This is a genomic window from Erwinia sp. 198 (genome assembly GCF_003937915.1).
Classification (GTDB): domain Bacteria; phylum Pseudomonadota; class Gammaproteobacteria; order Enterobacterales; family Enterobacteriaceae; genus Erwinia; species Erwinia aeris.
This window is the reverse complement of record NZ_RHUM01000001.1, coordinates 413,685-432,441: the sequence shown is the minus strand read 5'-3', so window position 1 is coordinate 432,441 and position 18,757 is coordinate 413,685. Positions and strand designations below refer to the sequence as shown.

Annotated in this window: 19 protein-coding genes; 8 read left to right on the top strand and 11 right to left on the bottom strand. The window is 55.2% G+C overall.

Annotated elements, in window-relative coordinates:
- Positions 1-74: 74 nt before the first annotated feature.
- Positions 75-2,321: a phosphoenolpyruvate--protein phosphotransferase gene (ptsP, locus tag EGK14_RS01970; RefSeq protein ID WP_125287388.1), complete on the bottom strand. Its 2,247-nt coding sequence runs from the start codon at positions 2,319-2,321 to the stop codon at positions 75-77.
- A gap of 11 nt (positions 2,322-2,332) precedes the next feature.
- Positions 2,333-2,857 carry an RNA pyrophosphohydrolase gene (gene rppH / locus EGK14_RS01965; protein ID WP_125287387.1) on the bottom strand — a complete coding sequence of 175 codons (525 nt, stop codon included), beginning with the start codon at positions 2,855-2,857 and terminating at the stop codon, positions 2,333-2,335.
- A 687-nt stretch (positions 2,858-3,544) separates the two neighbouring features.
- Here rppH and mutH point away from each other — a divergent pair.
- The 4 genes from mutH to EGK14_RS01945 all read left to right on the top strand — a co-directional run bounded on the left by mutH (position 3,545) and on the right by EGK14_RS01945 (position 6,611).
- A complete protein-coding gene (mutH, locus tag EGK14_RS01960; protein ID WP_125287386.1) occupies positions 3,545-4,231 on the top strand; it encodes a DNA mismatch repair endonuclease MutH in 687 nt (228 codons plus the stop codon).
- Between the two features lie 68 nt (positions 4,232-4,299).
- Positions 4,300-5,010, top strand: coding sequence for a TerC family protein (locus EGK14_RS01955; RefSeq protein WP_125287385.1), 711 nt, complete (start codon positions 4,300-4,302; stop codon positions 5,008-5,010).
- A 164-nt stretch (positions 5,011-5,174) separates the two neighbouring features.
- Positions 5,175-5,390: a YgdI/YgdR family lipoprotein gene (locus EGK14_RS01950; RefSeq protein WP_125287384.1), complete on the top strand. Its 216-nt coding sequence runs from the start codon at positions 5,175-5,177 to the stop codon at positions 5,388-5,390.
- 180 nt (positions 5,391-5,570) lie between these two features.
- Positions 5,571-6,611 (top strand): NADP(H)-dependent aldo-keto reductase, encoded by a 1,041-nt coding sequence (locus EGK14_RS01945; protein WP_125287383.1) that lies wholly within the window; start codon positions 5,571-5,573, stop codon positions 6,609-6,611.
- A gap of 83 nt (positions 6,612-6,694) precedes the next feature.
- Here EGK14_RS01945 and lplT read toward each other — a convergent pair whose 3' ends face one another.
- Complete coding sequence (gene lplT / locus EGK14_RS01940; RefSeq protein ID WP_125287382.1) at positions 6,695-7,909, bottom strand: lysophospholipid transporter LplT; 1,215 nt, start codon at positions 7,907-7,909, stop codon at positions 6,695-6,697.
- Positions 7,902-10,067, bottom strand: a complete 2,166-nt coding sequence (gene aas, locus EGK14_RS01935) for a bifunctional acyl-ACP--phospholipid O-acyltransferase/long-chain-fatty-acid--ACP ligase (protein WP_125287381.1) — start codon at positions 10,065-10,067, stop codon at positions 7,902-7,904. The genes lplT and aas overlap by 8 nt, the downstream gene beginning before the upstream one ends.
- A 53-nt stretch (positions 10,068-10,120) precedes the next feature.
- On the opposite strand from aas, the gene EGK14_RS21205 reads away from it, so the two are divergent.
- A complete protein-coding gene (locus EGK14_RS21205; protein WP_158616020.1) occupies positions 10,121-10,291 on the top strand; it encodes a hypothetical protein in 171 nt (56 codons plus the stop codon).
- A 66-nt stretch (positions 10,292-10,357) separates the two neighbouring features.
- Here the strand turns inward: EGK14_RS21205 and EGK14_RS01930 are convergent, their stop codons facing one another.
- The 3 genes from EGK14_RS01930 to EGK14_RS01920 form a co-directional block, all read right to left on the bottom strand.
- Entirely contained in the window at positions 10,358-10,603 is a 246-nt protein-coding gene (locus tag EGK14_RS01930; protein WP_125287380.1) for a hypothetical protein, read from the bottom strand.
- Positions 10,604-11,539: a hypothetical protein gene (locus EGK14_RS01925; protein ID WP_125287379.1), complete on the bottom strand. Its 936-nt coding sequence runs from the start codon at positions 11,537-11,539 to the stop codon at positions 10,604-10,606.
- Positions 11,540-11,682: 143 nt separating this feature from the next.
- Positions 11,683-13,380 (bottom strand): hypothetical protein, encoded by a 1,698-nt coding sequence (locus tag EGK14_RS01920; RefSeq protein ID WP_125287378.1) that lies wholly within the window; start codon positions 13,378-13,380, stop codon positions 11,683-11,685.
- Positions 13,381-13,549: 169 nt separating this feature from the next.
- On the opposite strand from EGK14_RS01920, the gene EGK14_RS01915 reads away from it, so the two are divergent.
- The 3 genes from EGK14_RS01915 to EGK14_RS01905 all read left to right on the top strand — a co-directional run bounded on the left by EGK14_RS01915 (position 13,550) and on the right by EGK14_RS01905 (position 15,632).
- On the top strand, positions 13,550-14,227 hold the full coding sequence (locus EGK14_RS01915; RefSeq protein ID WP_125287377.1) for a hypothetical protein: 678 nt from the start codon (positions 13,550-13,552) through the stop codon (positions 14,225-14,227).
- Positions 14,228-14,392: 165 nt separating this feature from the next.
- Positions 14,393-14,968 carry a cupin domain-containing protein gene (locus EGK14_RS01910; RefSeq protein WP_125287376.1) on the top strand — a complete coding sequence of 192 codons (576 nt, stop codon included), beginning with the start codon at positions 14,393-14,395 and terminating at the stop codon, positions 14,966-14,968.
- A 454-nt stretch (positions 14,969-15,422) separates the two neighbouring features.
- Positions 15,423-15,632, top strand: a complete 210-nt coding sequence (locus EGK14_RS01905) for a SymE family type I addiction module toxin (protein ID WP_233598423.1) — start codon at positions 15,423-15,425, stop codon at positions 15,630-15,632.
- 44 nt (positions 15,633-15,676) lie between these two features.
- Here the strand turns inward: EGK14_RS01905 and EGK14_RS01900 are convergent, their stop codons facing one another.
- The 4 genes from EGK14_RS01900 to EGK14_RS21795 all read right to left on the bottom strand — a co-directional run bounded on the left by EGK14_RS01900 (position 15,677) and on the right by EGK14_RS21795 (position 18,514).
- A complete protein-coding gene (locus EGK14_RS01900; protein WP_125287375.1) occupies positions 15,677-15,877 on the bottom strand; it encodes a hypothetical protein in 201 nt (66 codons plus the stop codon).
- Between the two features lie 9 nt (positions 15,878-15,886).
- Positions 15,887-17,248, bottom strand: coding sequence for a VENN motif pre-toxin domain-containing protein (locus EGK14_RS01895; RefSeq protein ID WP_125287374.1), 1,362 nt, complete (start codon positions 17,246-17,248; stop codon positions 15,887-15,889).
- Between the two features lie 424 nt (positions 17,249-17,672).
- The gene (locus EGK14_RS21800; protein ID WP_370255934.1) at positions 17,673-18,098 is read right to left on the bottom strand and encodes a polymorphic toxin type 25 domain-containing protein; all 426 of its coding nucleotides are present in this window, start codon (positions 18,096-18,098) and stop codon (positions 17,673-17,675) included.
- An 11-nt stretch (positions 18,099-18,109) separates the two neighbouring features.
- The gene (locus EGK14_RS21795) at positions 18,110-18,514 is read right to left on the bottom strand and encodes a VENN motif pre-toxin domain-containing protein (RefSeq protein ID WP_158616019.1); all 405 of its coding nucleotides are present in this window, start codon (positions 18,512-18,514) and stop codon (positions 18,110-18,112) included.
- Positions 18,515-18,757: the final 243 nt, after the last annotated feature.

The window sequence follows — 18,757 nt, the reverse complement described above, 5'->3', positions numbered from 1 at the left end:
GCGCAGAGGCGCGCATCATAGCACAGGCCGCACGAAGGCGGCCCGATGGAACTTTGTAAACTTTAATAAGAGAGCTATCGACCGCCGCGGATCAGACCGCCCAGCCCGCGCCGTTCCATAAAGGCGGCGACCAGGTGGCGTACCTCGTTAGCCTGTTCCGCCTGCAGCCCCGCTTCCGCCAGCTTCTGCGCCTCTTCGTAATCGATGTGGTGCAAAAGATATTTCACCCTGGCGACGTTGCGTCCGTTCATGCTCAGATGGTGATAGCCCAGCCCCACCAGCAGGGCAACGCAGCTGGAATCGCCCGCCATTTCGCCGCACAGACAGAGTTCGATATCGGCCCGCTTCGCCTCTTCTGCAATGGTTTTCAGCGCGCGCAGCATCGCCGGATGCAGGCTGTCGTAAAGGCTGGCGACGCGCGTATTGTTGCGATCGACGGCCAGCAGGTACTGCGTCAGATCGTTAGTGCCGACAGAGATAAAATCGACCCGCTTTGCCAGATGACCGATCATAAAGATCATCGAGGGCACCTCAATCATCACGCCGACGCGCGGCCTGGGAATGGGGTAGCCCAGCATCTCTTCCACTTCCTTTCCGGCTCGTTCGATCAGCCTGAGCGCCTCGTCGATTTCATCGATGCTGGTGATCATCGGCAGCAGAATGCTAAGGTTGTCGCTGGCGACGTTAGCGCGCAGCATGGCACGAACCTGAACCAGAAAAATCTCCGGCTGATCCAGCGTCAACCGGATACCGCGCCAGCCCAGGCAAGGGTTCTCCTCGCTTATCGGCATGTAGGGCAGCTGTTTATCAGCGCCGATATCCAGCGTGCGCAGCGTAACCGGCTTTTCCAGGAAGAGTTGCAGCATCCCCTGATACTGCGCGACCTGCTCCTCTTCGGAGGGGAAACCGTTTTGCAGCATAAAGGGGATTTCCGTACGGTAAAGCCCGACGCCATCCACGCGGCCGCCCTGCGCCTGCTCATGCTCCGCGCTCAGGCCCGCGTTGAGCATTACCTTTACCGGCTCGCCCGACTTCAGGGTCGCAGGCCGCTCCACCACGTCTTCCGCCAGCTTACTCAGCTCGTTTTCTTCGCTAATCAGCCGCTGATATTCCTGCACCAGCACCGGTTCCGGATCCACCAGCAGCTCGCCGCGATAGCCGTCCACGATCAGCAGCCTGCCGTTGAGCGCCTCGGGCTGAATATCCGCGCCCATCACGGTCGGAATACCCATCGCACGCACCATAATCGCCGCGTGCGAGTTGGCCGCGCCATCCCTGACCACCACGCCTGCCAAACGATCGTGCGGCAGCTCGGCCAGCGTCGTGGCGGTCAGCTCGTCGGCCACCAGCACGAAGCGTTCGGGCCAGGTATTGGTGCCCTGCATGGTGTCATCGAGGTGAAACAGTAAACGCTGCCCCAGCGCGCGCAGATCGCCCGCCCTTTCACGCAGATAGCTGTCCTGCAGGCTGGCAAACTGGGCGGCGAACTTCTCAATGACCTTTTTTACCGCCCATTCCGCCACGAAGCCGTTGTCGATCTCCGCAAAGAGATCTTTTTTCAGCCTGTTATCGCTGAGCAGGTGCGAATAGAGATCGAAAATGGCGGCGCTTTCTTTATGTACGCTGGAGGTGAAACGTTTGCTGTAGCGGCGGAACTCGCCGGAAGCCTCGTCCATCGCCAGCGACAGCCTTTCACGTTCGCGCACCGCATCCAGCGTGGAGGCCGCCGAAACGGTATCCAGCGATGGCTGGTTGCTTTCTACCCAGCCTGCCGCCACCGCCACGCCCGGCGCGGCGGCCAGGGCACGCACACGGGTTTGCCGGTACTGTCCGAACAGCGCATTCAGCTGCGATTGAGAGAGAATGGTGGCCATTTGCGTAGCCAGCGTCACCAGAAACGATTCTTCGCTCTCGTCAAACTGGCGGTGCTCGCGCTGCTGAACGACCAGTACGCCCAGCAGCTGGCGGCGGCTGATAACCGGCACGCCGAGAAAAGAACGGAAGCGCTCTTCTTTTACGGAAGGAATATACTTGAAGCTGGGATGACTTTGCGCATCGGCAAGGTTGATAGGTTCAGCAAGGCGCCCTACCAGCCCGACAATCCCTTCGTCGAAAGCCAGCGCGACGGTGCGGCCGCGCGGCTTTTTCAGGCCGCGCGTCGCCATCAGGTAATAGCAGCGACGGTCGTGATCGGCCAGGTAGACCGAACAGACCTCGGTATCCATCGCCAGACAGATTTCGCTGACCAGAATGTCGAGCGCCTCGGTCAGCCGGGGCGCTCCTGCCACTTTCTCCACTATCTCGCGCAGCTGTATAAGCATATCTGAGCGGCTTACCCTCTCTTCCGTCGATAAGGCGTATTTCGCGGTACGGCATTCTCCTGCAGGGGCATCACCACGCTGGCGAACTCCTTCATCACCCGGCGATAGACGTCGCGTTTAAAAGAGACAACCTGACGTACAGGATACCAGAAGCTCACCCAGCGCCAGCCATCGAACTCCGGCGTGCTGCTGGTTTGCATGTTGATATCCGCGTCATTGCACAAGAGTTGCAGAAGAAACCACTTCTGTTTCTGGCCGATACAAACCGGCTTTGTGTCCCAACGCACCAAACGTTTCGGCAACTTATAGCGTAACCAGTTCCGGGTAGAGGCAAGGATGCGCACATCTTTGCGGTGCAAACCGACTTCCTCAAAGAGTTCTCGATACATCGCCTGTTCTGCCGTTTCGCCAGGGTTGATGCCTCCCTGAGGAAACTGCCAGGAGTGCTGGCCATACCTTCTGGCCCACAACACTTGTCCCTGCCTGTTACAAATTACGATACCAACATTCGGGCGGTAGCCATCATCATCGATCACTGGACTACCTCAAAACTAATACTCGGATAGCCTGATTGTTTCATACTCCTTACAGACGGTAAACCACTGCTTTCGGGGCGTTACCGGCGGCATTCACGGGATAACTTACAGACATTTGTAGAGTTATAAACAGAAAACGCTACTTTTGCGCGATCTTATTCACCTTTTCTGTGGATATCTTTGTGCAGAACTCTCCTGGCCACTGGGGAAAACTCAGACTGGCGCCTTTTATCCCGAGGTTAACACTTTGGTTAACGCTTTATAAATATTGGAATTTATCCGATCCCACTGCGTCCCCGTGCTGTTTCAGGCCTCCCGCTTAATGACGGCACCGGGCAGGTGGCGAAAGATCGAACACCGACTTTTTTATCCACAGGATATGTTGCTATCCTAAGCAAAAAATACGGCAACCCGGGTAAAACCGCCCCGTCAAGCCTGTAAATCGAAACAGTATTATTTAAAAAAACGACTTATCCCATTTTTCTGTGGATAACTACGTGTAAGATCCTGTTCATTGTCGGTGTGCAGACAGGCATAACCTTTTCAACTTCACGATCGCGACCGCAAAGTGGCAAAAAAAAGCCGCGATTAATCATGCTATTATTGCGCTTTTCCTCAGGGAGAGACGTCTCTCTTTTGACAGGGAAAACCACCGTTCATTTTTTAACCAACAAGCAAGAGCAGGCGATGCCAGACTATTATTCTCCGGTTTTACCGCCGGAAAACGAAGCCGCGTTACTGGAACGCGCGCGCCAGCTGGCTGGCTTTACGCTGGACGAACTGGCGTTGAGAGCGGGCCTTACGATACCGCGCGATCTGCGTCGCGATAAGGGCTGGGTGGGTATGCTGCTGGAGCGCTATCTGGGCGCCAGCGCAGGCAGCAAGCCGGAACAGGATTTTGCCAACATCGGCGTAGAGCTGAAAACCATTCCTGTCGACGCGCAAGGCCGTCCTTTGGAAACCACCTTTGTTTGCGTGGCGCCGTTGACCGGCAACAGCGGGCTGGTCTGGGAAACCAGCCATGTGCGGCATAAGCTGGCGAGAGTGTTGTGGATACCGGTGGAAGGCGATCGGGCTATTCCGCTGGCCGAACGTCGCGTCGGCGCCCCGCTGCTGTGGAGTCCCAGCGAAGAAGAAGAGTTACTGCTGCGGCGCGACTGGGAAGAGCTGATGGACATGATCGTGCTGGGACAGGTAGAGCGTATTACCGCCCGGCACGGCGAAGTGCTGCAAATTCGGCCCAAGGCTGCCAACAGTAAAGCCCTGACGGAAGGCATCGGTGAAAACGGCCAGCCGGTGATGACGCTGCCCAGGGGCTTCTACCTGAAAAAGGCTTTCACCGCGCCCTTACTGGCACGTCATTTTTTACTGTAAAGCTTTAGCTGAGCGGCATCCGGATGAGTATACTCTTCGTTTAACTTTCGTTTAGGATGCAACGTTGTATGTTTGACTGGATTGCCGATCCCAACGCCTGGCTGGCGCTGGGTACACTGACGATTCTGGAAATCGTTCTGGGTATTGATAATATTATTTTTCTCTCTCTGGTGGTGGCTAAACTTCCCAAACAGCAGCAGAACGCCGCGCGCCGTATCGGCCTGGCGGGCGCCATGCTGATGCGCCTGGGTCTGTTGGCCTCGATTGCCTGGGTCATTCGCCTGACCACGCCGCTGTTTACGCTGATGGATCACTCTTTTTCCGCGCGCGATTTAATTCTGCTGTTCGGGGGGCTTTTTCTGCTGTGGAAGTCCAGTATGGAGATCCACGAAACAATAGAAGGTGGCGAAGAAGAACATAAAAGCAATGTTCATTCCTTCGTCGGCGCGATTGTGCAGATTATGCTGCTGGATATTATCTTCAGTCTTGATTCGGTAATTACTGCCGTAGGCCTGTCCGATCATCTGATTATTATGATGGCGGCAGTGGTGATTGCAGTGGGGGTGATGATGTTTGCCGCCCGCGCTATCGGTGAATTCGTTGAACGCCATCCTTCGGTAAAAATGCTGGCGCTGACTTTCCTGATCCTGGTAGGTTTCACCCTGATGCTGGAAAGTTTCAATATCCACGTGCCAAAAGGCTATATCTATTTCGCCATGTTCTTCTCTATGTCGGTAGAGTGCCTTAACCTGCTGCGCGGCAGAAAAAACCACGCCTGATATCAGGCCGACCGGTGCTGCCGGTCGGCTTCTTCCCGTTGTTTTTACGATCAAAGTCAATAGTTCGTCGTGCTGTGACGCCTTTTTAGGAGTTCTGCGGTTAACGCTTTCCGTAAAATGCGCTATTACTGATGCAGGCAAATTGAAGGCTAAGGGAGCGAAGTATGAAGTTGATGTCTGGCGCGGCCGTTCTGATGCTGGCCACGCTGCTCGGCGGTTGCAGCAGTGATTACGTGATGGCGACAAAAGAAGGCAAGATGATTATGACCCAGGGTAAACCGGAGATCGATCAGGATACCGGCCTGGTGAAGTACACCGATCGCTCCGGCCATGAGCTGCAAATTAACGGCGATGAGGTTTCATCGATTGTTGAACGCTAAGCCCAATCCCGCCACCTGACGCTTTCCGACAGGTGGCCCCCACCGCACTTCCCGATAAATCCGCTCTTCCCCCTGTAGCGCCCGACGGTTATAGTCAAAAGCCGGATCTGGCGTTTGCTTTAACGATTTTACCCCTTACGCCAGGCTGGTCTTTTAATAATGAAAAAAGGAAGCCGGCACATGCATTATCATCGCATCCCCCACAGTACGCTGGAAATCAGCAGCCTGGGATTAGGCACCATGACGTTTGGCGAGCAAAACAGTGAAGCCGATGCCCATGCGCAGCTCGATCTGGCGCTCCGTTCCGGCATTAACCTGATCGATACCGCTGAGATGTATCCGGTGCCGCCGCGCCCGGAAACGCAGGGGTTAACCGAAACCTATATCGGCAGTTGGCTGAAGGCGCGCGGCAATCGCGAAAAAGTGGTGCTGGCCTCTAAAGTCGCCGGGCCGGTACGCGGCGCGGATGCTTCGATCCGACCGGGCCAGGCGCTGGATCGCAAGAATATCCGTCAGGCGCTGGACGCCAGCCTGAAGCGGCTGAACACCGACTATCTGGATCTTTACCAGCTGCACTGGCCGCAGCGACAGACCAACTACTTTGGACGGCTGAACTACGAATATGCGGAAGATACCGCCACGGTCACGTTGCTGGAGACGCTGGAAGCGCTGAACGAGCAGGTTCGCGCCGGTAAAATACGCTATATCGGCGTCTCGAACGAAACGCCGTGGGGCGTGATGCGCTATTTGCAGCTGGCGGAAAAGCACGAGCTGCCGCGCATTGTGTCTATTCAGAACCCCTACAGCCTGCTCAACCGCAGCTTTGAAGTGGGCCTGGCGGAAATCAGCCAGCACGAAGGCGTCGAGCTGCTGGCCTATTCCTGCCTGGCCTTTGGCACGCTGAGCGGCAAATACCTGAATGGCGCTAAGCCTGCCGGCGCGCGCAACACGCTGTTCAGCCGCTTTACCCGCTACAGCGGCGAACAGGCCGAGCTGGCTATTGCCGGGTATGTGGCGCTGGCGAAAAAGCATAATCTTGACCCGTCCCAGATGGCGCTGGCTTTTGTCCGTCAGCAGCCTTTCGTCGCCAGTACACTGCTGGGCGCGACTACCCTGGAACAGCTGCAGCTGAATATCGACAGCTATAATCTGACGCTGGATGAGGAAGTGATGCAGGGGCTGGAAGCTATCCATCGCCGCTACACCTTCCCGTCGCCTTAACTTGTTTTTTGACGAAAACGGTTAACGGTAGCCAGTAAAAAGGGGCGGAATATTTCCGCCCCTTTTTTGCTCTGAAAACCCGTTTATTTCCCTACTCTGGTGTGGCGATGCTGCGCCAGCTGCCAGCCCCACAGCACGGCAATCGCCAGCGCAAACAGCGCACCGAAGCCCACGCCGGTGGCTACCGGCGGCGCGCCCAGCTTTATGGCCAGCGAGTAAAGCCCCAGCATGATCAGCATTGCGCCGTTCTCACCCAGGTTTTGTACCGCAATAGCGTTGCCTGCGCCGACGCTCTCTTTGCCGCGCATCTGCAACAGCGCGTTCAGCGGCACCACAAAGAAGCCGCCGAGCATGCCGATAGCTATCAGTAAGCCGTAAGCACCTGCCGCCGTATGCTGCAAGGCGAAAAATACCACCGCCACGCCAATCAGCACGCCTGCCGGCATACATCTGCCGACCGTTTTCAGGGTCACCAGCTTCGCGGCCGCGCCTGCACCGAATACAATGCCGATGGCGACCATAGCATTCAGCAGCGTGGGCGTTTTGTTATCGGTAATACCCAACGCGACCGGCACCCACAGCACCAGCAGAAAACGCAGGGTGACGCCCGCGCCCCAGAAGAGGCTGGTGCCCACCAGCGAAAAACGCGTTTCGCCATTGCGCCACAGCTCGCGGCAGGCGTGGAAAAAGCTGAGCGACATGCGCAGCGGATGCCAGCTTTGCCCCGCCCTCGCCGCCGCCAGTTTCGGGATCAGCACGTTCGCCGCTACGGCAAGCCCGTAGGCCAGCACGCAGGCGATAAGCGCGCCGGTCAGGTTCCAGTCCGCCAGCACGCCGCCCGCGATCGATCCCAGCAAAATAGCCGCAATGGTTGAGGATTCCAGCAGGCCGTTTGCCTTGACCAGCGTTTCGCCGCCGGTGATTTCGCCCAAAATGCCGTACTTGGCTGGCGAATAGGCCGCCGCGCCGACGCCAACCAGCGCATAGCCGATAAAAGGGTTAAAGCCGAAACAGATAGTCAGCGCGCCCAGCAGCTTGAGGCCGTTGGCGACCATCATCACCCGGCCTTTGGCGAAGCTGTCCGCAACCTGGCCCACAAAAGGCGCCAGGATGATATAGGTGGCAACAAAAACCATTTGCAGCACCGGCTGGCTCCAGTCCGGATAGACCTCGTTTTTGAGCACCGCCAGCGTGGCGAAGAGCAGCGCATTATCACCAAAAGCCGATAAAAACTGCGCGGCGATAACCGCCATCATGCCGCGCGAAAGCAGCTTTTCGCTGCCGGATGAGTTATGCATTTTCCGCCTCTTTTTCCGGCTGTTCCGCCATGCTTTTCAGCGTAACGAAGTCGGGTTTCCCGCTGCCCAACAGCGGCAGCTGCGGCAACACGCGTATATCGCGCGGCACCGCCAGCTCCGGTGCGCCCAGCTCGCGAGCCGCCTTCTGCAGCCTGTCGCGGGTTAGTTCGCCGTCGGTGGTAAACAGCACCAGCGCTTCGCCACGGCTGCCGTCGGGCTTTATCGAGGCGGCATGCTGTTTTTCCGCCGATGCCTTTAGCGCAATCTGCTCGACGATTTCCAGCGACACCATTTCGCCCGCCAGCTTAGCAAACCGCTTTGCGCGCCCCTGGATCTGACAAAAGCCATGCTCGTCAAAGCTGACAATATCGCCGGTATCGTACCAGCCTGCTTCCATCTGCCCTTCGCCGTTATCCGCCTGCGGCGCCTCCAGCACGCCTGGTTTTTCCACCCGGAGGTAGCCTTTCATAATATTGGGCCCGCGCAGCTGTAGAAGTCCGCCCTGCTCAATCCCGGGTACGGAAATCAGACGAGAATCCATGCCCGGCAGAATACGCCCGACGGTATGATTTTTCGCCGCCATCGGCACGTTGATGGCCACCACCGGCGCGCACTCCGTCACGCCGTACCCTTCCAGAATGCGGATGCCGAATTTCTCCATCCAGGCCTGGCGCGTGCCCTCCTGCAATTTTTCCGCCCCGGCCACCACATAGCGCAGGCGCGCGAAATCATACGGATTAGCAAAGCGCGCGTAGTTGCCCAAAAAGGTGGAGGTGCCGAACAGTACGGTGCAGTTCCGGTCATACACCAGCTCAGGAATAACACGATAGTGCAGCGGGCTGGGATAAAGAAACACTTCTGCCCCGGTCATTAGCGGCGTAAACAGCCCAACGGTCAGGCCAAAAGCGTGAAACAGCGGCAGCGCGGACATAAAGCGGTCGCGCGGCGTGAAGTCGGCCACCGTGCGGATTTGTTCCACATTCGCCAGCAGGCTTTTATGCGAATGCACCACGCCTTTGGGATGGCCTTCCGAGCCGGAGGTAAACAGCACCATCGCCGCGTCTTCCGGCTGCTGCTGCACTTCAGCATGTCGTGGCACAAGGAGATGGGCGAAGATCCAGAGTTTATCCTGTGTGGTGACCGTTCCTTTCAGATCTTCAAGAAAGATCCATTTTACCCCGGTAAGCTGCTCGGGCAGATGCCAGAGCTTGCCCTTGTCCAGGAACTGACGGGAGGTGAAAACCGTTTTGACCTCTGCCGCTTTCAGCGCGCTGCCCACGCCTTTAACGCCAGCGGTGTAGTTAAGCATCGCCGGAACGCGGCCGCGCATTGATGCGCCCAGGATCGCGGCGGCGGTCACCGTCGTATTCGGCAGCAACAGGCCGATATATTCGCCTGGCGACGTATAACGCTCCAGGATCCGGCCAACGCCCAGCGATTTTTTCAGCAGCCCCGTGTAGCTGTCGGGCTGGAAATTGACGTCTTCGATACAGGGTTTGAAATAGCCATAGCGCGTGCGGGCAGCCAGAAACGCCTGGTAAATCGTCTCGCGCGGGCGTACCGCCATCCGCGCCTCCATCATAATATGGTGCAGATGCTCGCCTGCCAGCCTGCGGCGCTCCCGCGCGGTTTTGGCCTCCGGCATGGGGATAGTGGTAGCGGGCAGCACGGTGATGTTAATGCGGGGGAAAAGGCGGCGCTTAAACACGCCGGCCAGACGGCCAAACGGCGAAAACTCCGCGCCCTCTATCCGCAGCGGCACAACGGTAGCCTGCGACTTCGCCGCGACAAAACCGGCACCGTCGTAAATTTTCATCAGCGATCCGGTGACGGTAATTCGCCCCTCGGGGAAAATCACCACCGGACGGCCCTGCGCGATCGTTTTCACCAGATGTTTGACCGACAGCGGTTTTGCCGGATCCAGCGGCACAAAATCAACCAGCGGGCGCACCCAGCGCATATACCATTTTTCGCTGATGGAGGAGTAGACGGCAAATACCGGCTTAACCGGCAAAAACAGCGCCAGCAGCATGCCGTCCAGAAACGACATATGGTTGGGCACAATCAGCACCTTTGACTGGCGCAGCGGGGAAAGATCGCCAGCCAGACGGGTGCGGTAGAGCGCCCCAACCAGCAGACGAAAAAAAGAAAGCAACATGCCATCTCCTTAGCAGATAAAGTTGCCTGTAACGATGCAGGATATGGCTGCGCATGACAATGGCGGAATATAAAAATCAGGACGTGCTAAATCAATTTATGTGTGGATACCGCAGCGTTGCAAAAAAATTTGCGGCGCTGGCCGAAGCAACAGGTTCCTGCTGGCGAACAACCAAACCGGTAGCGCTCACGCTGTTTAAGCACCTGTGTCAGACGGCAGCATAAAAACCAGGCCTGGTTACTGCTGACAGCCCGGCTCGGTAGCTGATTTCCCTGCGGCCCGTTCCCTTCTCAGCTATTGCCCGGCGTAATAATGCCCCGACGCAGCATGGCCTGCATTATCGTGGCCTGCCAGTGCTGGCCTGGCGCTTCCGGCGCGCTATTCTTCAGCCGGGCCGCCAGCTGCATGGCGCACTCCTGGGTAAACTGTCCGCGTCCGGATAACTGGCTGTTGTGGTGCAGAAATTCGAGCTGGCTGTTAACATCCAGCCTGTCGAAAATGACGCTGACCAGCCGATCCCGCACTTTTTGCGGCATTTACTGCCAGGCTTTATCCGGCACCCCCTCTTTAAGCACTCCCATGCTGCGGCTGATATGGCTGTCTGACGCCGCCAGCAGACAATCGGTGCCGCGCCGCCGCGTTTCAGGATCCTCGCTCCACATATCTTCAAGACTCAGATCACAGCGTAACCTGACCGCCTGTTCACGACCCGTACGGGAAACACCGCGCATGCCGGAATCGATAAATCCTCCCAGCAGTTCATCCAGCGCCTGACGATCGTCCGAGGCGGCCACTTCCTCCGTTAGCTGCTCACTGCTTATCAGGTGGTCAAGATACCCCACAATCGAAGCCACTTTATTCAGCGTGAAGTTTTCAGGAAGTGCCGCCGTAGCGCGCAGCTCCGTGACGCTGGCTTCGTTTCTTTGTTGATTACTGATTACCGGAGCGGCATTTTTCCCGGCCTGGCGCAGCTTTTCGCTGAAGGGCTTGTCGTGCAGCGAACGGCGCTGCTCCGGCGTCAGGGCATCGTTAACCAGCTGTTTTGCCAGATGCAGAGCTGAACCAATAGTGAGAGAAGGACGATCCAGCTGCATTTCCCTGCTCAGCATCCAGTTTCTTTCGATGCTTTCAGGTTTCGTTTCGCTGCCGTGACTGAGACGCAGCATTCTGTCGTCATAACCCGGCAGATTACCTATCGAGCTAATTGTGCTTTCAGTAAAGCCAAAGGAGCCTCGGGCACGAATCAAATCACTCTCTATAATCTCAGCTGGACTGTACGTCCAGTGCTGCGCCTTCCCTGAATTGGCGTTCAGTTGAAAGCTGGGATAGCGCGCTTCCGGTTCGAGGCTATGCGTGTTCAGCATGGAAAAAGGCTTATCGTTATCGTGGCCAGCAAAACGTCCGTGCCCGTTTTCACCGTTAAAACAGTGTTGCGCAATAAAATTACCGTTATTGATAGCCTGCTGCAGCATTGCAGGCTCATGTTTGACAGCACTCTGCGTGATGTGTGTAAGAAGCTGGCCTTCACCATGATGAAACCAGTTCTGGCTGGCCTCGTAACGGCGAAACCGGTTTTGTAGGGCTTCGTTTCCCTCTGTTTTCGCTCCCACCAGCGTCAGGCTCCCCCCAGCACTTTGGTTGCGCCCAGATTGCCGAAATTTTGATGGCTTTTGCACAGGAACAACCGCAGCTCGTTGTTGACCAGCGCTTCGCTAAATGTCCCTATTAGCGCCTTCATTTCTCCTTCTTTTTCAATAGTGGTGTCAATAACCACGTTAAGCGGCTCCGCTTTATTTTTGCGGTTTTCCATCTCCTGCCCGATGCCCTCAATCATATCCTGCAAAGACCAACTGTGTTCGGGTTGACCAGGGTGGGCGATAAAGCTGTCGCAGAAGGAGGTGTAAAACGCAGGCGACTGCTGCTGCGGATCGGCCAGCTTGCCGAAGCTGTCCGCATACTCCTCGGCCTCGTAATAGAATTGCGTGCACTTTTCTCCGTTTTTCAGGGGCGCTAATCCGCTGCGGCTGGCGATCAGGGCGGCTTCAAGGGCTTCCGTAAGCGCCTGCATTCCTGAGGACAACAGGAACGGTTCGACCGGGCAAAGCTGCATTGCCTGCTGCGGCGGCAGGGCTTCGCGGATACGCTGCGAAGCGTATGCCTTGAAAGCATTGGCCTTGTAAGGACAGAGGGTGCCCAGCACCACCTGAATTTCTTCCATCAGCGCACGGTGAGCGTTGCCGAATCGGGTGCTGTCCGTAGCCAGCGCGGGCATGGCTTCAGCGATAAAGCGGATGCCCTGCAATCCCTGCGCAACTAAAGGATTTTGCTGATGACGCTGGGCCAGCTGCGGGTAGCTGAGTATGCGGGTAAGTTCGTCGATCATATCCGCATCCGCTCGTGCCAGCACGCTGGTGCTGAGCGAGTCAGGTATCTTTCGCAGCTGCGTAACCGGCCCCTGAGCATGAGGGGAGCGAAGCGCCGCGACGGCCAGGTGATTCTGTAGCCGCGGAGCGTTGATAAAAGGCTGCTGCCGTGCGCCGACGGCGTTACGGGCCACCTGGTAAGCCGAAGGACGGGCGCCAAATTTATCAGCGAGTAAATCCAGCGCCTGCCAGTCATCCACGCTGTCACAGCTGACCGCAATAATACCCGGCGCGACGGCTTCCTGTTTTAACGGCCCGTGCCCGGGATGCTGGGCCTGGAAACGTTTAACAATTTTATCCGTCATAAATTCGCTGTTGATAAACAGACGCTGCTGCTGCTTCGCCTGCGGATAACGCAGCTGGTAGAGCTGGTGGCACAGATTGAGGGTTTTTCCCGAAGGCGCCATACGCTGATAGTAGCCATTCATTTCATGCCCGATATCCAGCTTGCCGAACGGGACTTTACCGCTTGTTTCATCATGCGCAAACCCCAGCCCATACTGCGCGGCGGCCACCTGCCCGCCCGGCGTAGCGTTCAATTGTGCGCACCGCATACGCTTCCAGGTTTGGGTTCCCAAAAAATCAGCCGTGGCCGCTTTTTCATAGCGACGCTGGCCCAGCATATGCTGATGCACATCAGCGCTGAACGAGCCGGGCGCGGCTTCGAGATCGTCCTTTGCCCGGATCTTATTAACCTGCTCTTCAAGCTCAGTAACCTGCTGTTGCAGACGTAAATTCGCCGATCCGCTGTCCATACTGTGACGACGCCCGGTGGGCCGCCCGGCATGGTGAGCCTCTCCGCTGCGCAACGGCGTAGTGTGTTCCTCGCGTAACCTGTTTCCCTGGCTCGGGTTTTGGTACGGCCTCAGCTGGCCGGAAACGAATTTCATAAGTTCACCTTATTTTCTAAAGCGATTTAGTGGTGACGTGAAACTTATGGTTCCTTACCACGATGGCTCCATCCGGATTGCTGGTGATCCCATTATTTTACGGGAACCGTTGACGCGTTAAGGACACTAAAGCCCCCTCATATCCCATCCCTTTTATTGAGGAAGACGCGTGCAGGTTAATCGTTCAGGCATATCGGCGCCCGCTCTGGCTACAGAGCAGAATCAACAGGCAGCCTCTGCAACCCGCCATCTACAGGGGCCGCTAAACGGCTTGCATCATGGCGCAGCTGGCATCAAAGGAAGCGTTGCCCCTGACAACCTTCAGCAAGGATTGTTGGGGATGGGCCAGGTCGCCTTGCTTAAAGGAGATAATCAGCAGATGGAGACAGGCGGATGCGGCCCCTGTATTGGCGTAGGCATCACTTATCGTTCTCGTGACGGGGAAACAAGCGGGTTGCTTGCTCATCTGCAACCGGAAGCGGATATCAAAGATTTTGCGGCCAACGTCCGCCAGGCGTTCGACGATCATTTTGAATCTGAAATTAATCTCACGCTGGCTACCGTTCTCGATAAAGATCCGGCCGTTGCCGACCAGCAGCAAACCCGTTTAGCAGCGCTGCAGCAAAATATCAGGTCGCAATATGATTATCTGGATTTGGACGACGATAACGTCCATGTTTCTACCGCGCACTCTGCGCTTTCCGTCGATCTGGCAGCTAATGAAATAAAAACGAGCCTGGAGACAAAAAAGGATTTCAGCACCGCTGATATGGACTACATGCGCGATCATATGCTGAATGACAGCAGCACGCTGCGCTACTTCACTGAGCCTTCCGGGCAGCATTGATAACGCGCGATTAAAACTTTTCGGGCGTGCTGTATGGGCGCGTCCAGATTTATGCTGTATCAGCCATAACGCTGTCACACAGATGTTTAAACATACTGGCTGAAATCAAGGGATGTTCGGATTGCCTGAGCATTTATATTTTTCGCCGCAGAGGAGAAGTACTCTATGCCGTCACCCGCCATCCACCGCATTGTTACCGGACACGACGCCGAAGGAAAATCAACGATTTATAGCGAGGGTTCGCTACCTTCGGTCATTGAGACGGAAGCGATCCCGGGGCTGATTTTTCACGAGGTCTGGGAAACGTCGGCATCGCCCGCGCCAGTCAATAACGATCCGGATCCCACTAGCGGACCGGTAATGCACAACGCGCCAACCAACGGCACGCGTATTCGCTTCGTCGATCTGCCGCCCGATGCCTCTTACCTGGATCAGGAAGATAACCGCATTAAAGATCTTTTTGAACAGGTTAACTATACCGACGGGCTGACGGTAAAAGCCGATTCGCCCCACCCCATGATGCACCGCAGCGAGGCGGTCGATTATTGCGTGATCGTACACGGCGAAGTTTATCTCGTGCTTGATGACTCCGAAGTGCTGCTCAGGCCCGGCAGCGTAGTTGTACAGCGGGGCACTAATCATGCGTGGTCCAACCGATCGCAGGAGTCCTGCCGTATCCTGTTCGTTCAGCTTGATGGTCGTTACGATCCGGCTCTGGCGGCCCAACTGGCCGGGAAATAATGTAGTTCATGGCCTGGTTTTAGCAGTCCAACTGGCCGGGAAATATTGTCGTTAAGGCAACCAGAGGTATTTGCGGCCAAAACGGCGATATTTGTGGGTGCCGGAATTTGCCTCCGTAATGCGGGCCGCCGTGGTCACCATACTGCCCGCTATGCTGATATTCCGGGTGCTTTTCAGACCTGTTTCCTGCCCGTTGTACGGCCTGCCGGAACAAGGGAAATTAATTTATTCTCTGAAGCTGCCTCGCAGTTTTACCTCGTGTTTTCAGTGAGTTTACATAGGTGGTGTTGTATATTTAAACAGGAAAATCAGAAGGGGTAAGCAGGTAAGCAGGTAAGCAGGTAAGCAGGTAAGCAGGTAAGCAGGTAAGCAGGTAAGCTAATTTTTAGCGCGGCGGTAAAGGGCGGCAACCCTTTACCGCCGCTGACCACAACCAACTATCAAGGAGTTGATTATGGCTGAGACACATCATAAGCCAGAACACGTTTCAACCAAAGCCCGGCGTTATACCGTGGGCTATATTCGGGATCATATTAAGCACCAGCCGTCACCGTCGATCACGCTACGGAGCCACTGGATGGGGGATCTGGGGTTTGAGGCAGGGAAAAAGGTTGAGGTGCTGTGTGAGTGGGGCGAGTTGATCATCCGGCTGGCTGAGGAGTGATCGACGAGTAAAAATATCCCGGCTCGATTTGGCCGGGATCTTCTTTAAGAGTTCCACCTGACATTAAAATCAGCTAACTGATTGTTTAGGAACTCTTTTTTTTCAAACCAATAATCAAATGATTGAGCTTCTTTACTACGTAAAATTAGGTAAAAGCCCCCAGTATCACCATTAGTATCATCGACGATTTCGATTTCCCATCCTGCATACTCACCGTTAATAATGATGCCATTATTCAAAATCATTTTGCTTCCTTAATCCTCATAAGGAACATGATTGTTAGAGATATATTTTCCAGTTTCAGGATTTTTCACACCAAAATGAACATGTGGAACACCAGGCGCATGAGCACCACCAATTGAACCTGAGTCGATCCTAAATTCTTTTGTTCCATCAGCACTATGGTAAACACCTGATCCTGGCTTACCGATCTCTTTATATCCTGATCCCAAGAACTTCAGACCAGCGGCTAATGCTTCATCGGAGGTCAGAGTTGTTGAACTAGTGAAATTTTTCTTACCTGACAAGGTTTCGTTGATAACATTGTCTATCTTACTGTTTGAGTTTTCTGACAGATACACTATGTCTTTTTTAGTGAATGGATCAGCACCAGGGTTAACTAAAATATTCCCACCTGCATCCGGTGCACCTTCAGTATTTCCGGTGTGGCTGGCTCCCTGAACGCCAGACTGATCCGGCGTGATCAACGAAGTCCCTTTATTCTCATCCTGAGCCGGGTTAACCAGTTTTCCTCCGGTCAGATCGTCATTCACCGGTACGGTTTCGGTTTTGCTGCCTGCGCCGCCGGTATGTTGCTGGTTCTGCGCCGCAACCACCGCCATTATCACACAGCTGGTATTTGCCAGACAGGTCGCATCAAGGCCCTGCTTAACGGCTTTGGTCAAAGCCAGCGCCGCCTGCTCATGGGCTCCGCCCTGGCCCGCTTCAGCCATTGCCGCCGAATCCAGCAACGATTTGGCCTGCATCATCTGGAGCATACCCATGCTGACCATATTATTGCTGATTTCGTTCTGGCCTGCCTGCGCTCCGGCTATCGCATCCACTGTGCTGTCTCCGACAAGTCCACCCGCAAGACCTGCTGCCAGGCTGCCCAGCGCGACCAGCGTCTGCTTCTGCTCTTCACTCATCTGGCTGACCGGCACGTTACCGTACAGCGCTTTTTTGATGGCTTCACCCATAAGTGCCGTGGCGGCGGCACCTGCCGCGCCTGCTGCCGCTGAGTTACCCTGGGCTGCCGCTATCACACCCGCTACCGCCGCATGGGCCATCACCCGGCTGGCTTCATCCGGCGCAGTCTGTTTGATGACCTCTGCGATGTAGGGGGCTGAGGCTCCGGCGATGACCGCTTTCAGGTCACCTCCCGCCAGTCCCTGCACCGCCGCCGTCGCCGCCTGGATGCCCTGCTGGATGGCGCTGCCCGTTCCCCACCGTTGCTGCACCGCTTTATAGCTGTCTGTCGCGGCGAGCTTCTCATTATAATTCGCCCACTCTTCTTTCGTGGCGTTTGCATCCGGCGCTTTAACGCCTTTCCTTTCCAGCTCTGCTTTACCGGCATTGGTCGCCGCTATCTGGCCTTCCGTCCGCGCAATACCCATTGCCCGAGAACCTATTTCCGCGATCAGCTGCGCCGCCCTCAGCCGGTTCCGTTCTTTTTCAGCGTCGAATATTTGAACAACAAACTACTCAGAATAATAACATTACCTATACAAGAATACATATACTACTGATGCAATGTATAAAATACGGAGTAACCATAATGAAGTACCAGCTATTCCATATGTTTTTCCTTTGAAGAGTATATTAAAAAATCCTTTTCGTTCTTCAGCTACCCCATTAAAGCGATTAGCATACTTATAACAATATAAAGCAATACCCCAAGTTATCACTATCAATGGAAAGTAAACTGCGCCCTCACCATCCCTAATAAATTTAAGGGCATAAGACAGTGGGAAACCAACAAGCAATGCTATTCGCCCAAAAAACAAGCTGAGAGATCCCTTTCTGAGGAAAAAAATGCCACTAAAATACTCGTTCATACCTATTGGGGAGGTAAGGGGGAGTTTGGCACTTCTGGCATAGTAATAGAATGACATAAAAAATATTACCATTGATAATATGATCGTGATGATGTCCGGGCTCATTTTTTATCTCTTGGTTGAAATCATAATGATAGAATTCAGTTCCAGAAGAACCATTAATATCTACTTTTTCACCGGAAATATTGGTTGATATACCGCTCCATCCCCATGCTGGCCCTACTCCAAAACTAAAGCCAAGACCATCTTCTCCATAAGATATTTCGCCAGAAACGATACCAAGCCCTAATCCTACAGAACTATTTCTTTTGGAATCAATAGTTCCGGGGAAATATGGTCCAAACTGAATCCCCACTTGCCCGGAGATACGTCCACCGACAGCTAATGTTTCTCCACGATTAGCTGAAATCTGGTATGGATCTATACTCGTATCAAAATAATAACCGGCCCTGCGCCTCCAGCCACTTCACCTTTTACATATGGTTTAACTTTATACTCCGCTCCCCAAGAAGGCCCTTCGCCAGTAGCAATTCTATTCACTCCTTCTTGAGTTTGCTCCGGTGTCAGATTATTGTCCTGCGCATACTGATTCCAAGAGGCTACTGCCTGTCCGTAATTCATCATCCCCGTTGGCAGGTTAAACGTGTCGTTATTTTCTGACGTGTTTTTACCTGCCTGCGCGCCTGCCACGGCTGCAGCTGCACTGTCCCCGGCAAGCCCGCCCGCCAGACCTGCCGCCAGCGTTCCCAGCGCCGATATCGTCTGCTTCTGCGTTTCATCCAGCCTGCTGTAATCATCAGTGCCATACAGCGTTTTTGCTATCACGGAAGTTGCGGCAGATGCAGTTGCCGCACCTGCGGCCCCGGCGAGCGCTGAGTTGCCGGATGCGTAAGACGCTACCGCCCCGACGACCGCATGGGCCATCGCTTTCGCTTCCGGGTTGCCTTCCGTCAGGACGTGTATCTGCTCTGCCAGATACGGCGCTGCCGCGCCGCTTATCGCCTGACCGATATCACCGCCCGCCAGGCCCTGTATCGCCGCCGTCGCCGCGCTGATTCCCTGTTGCAG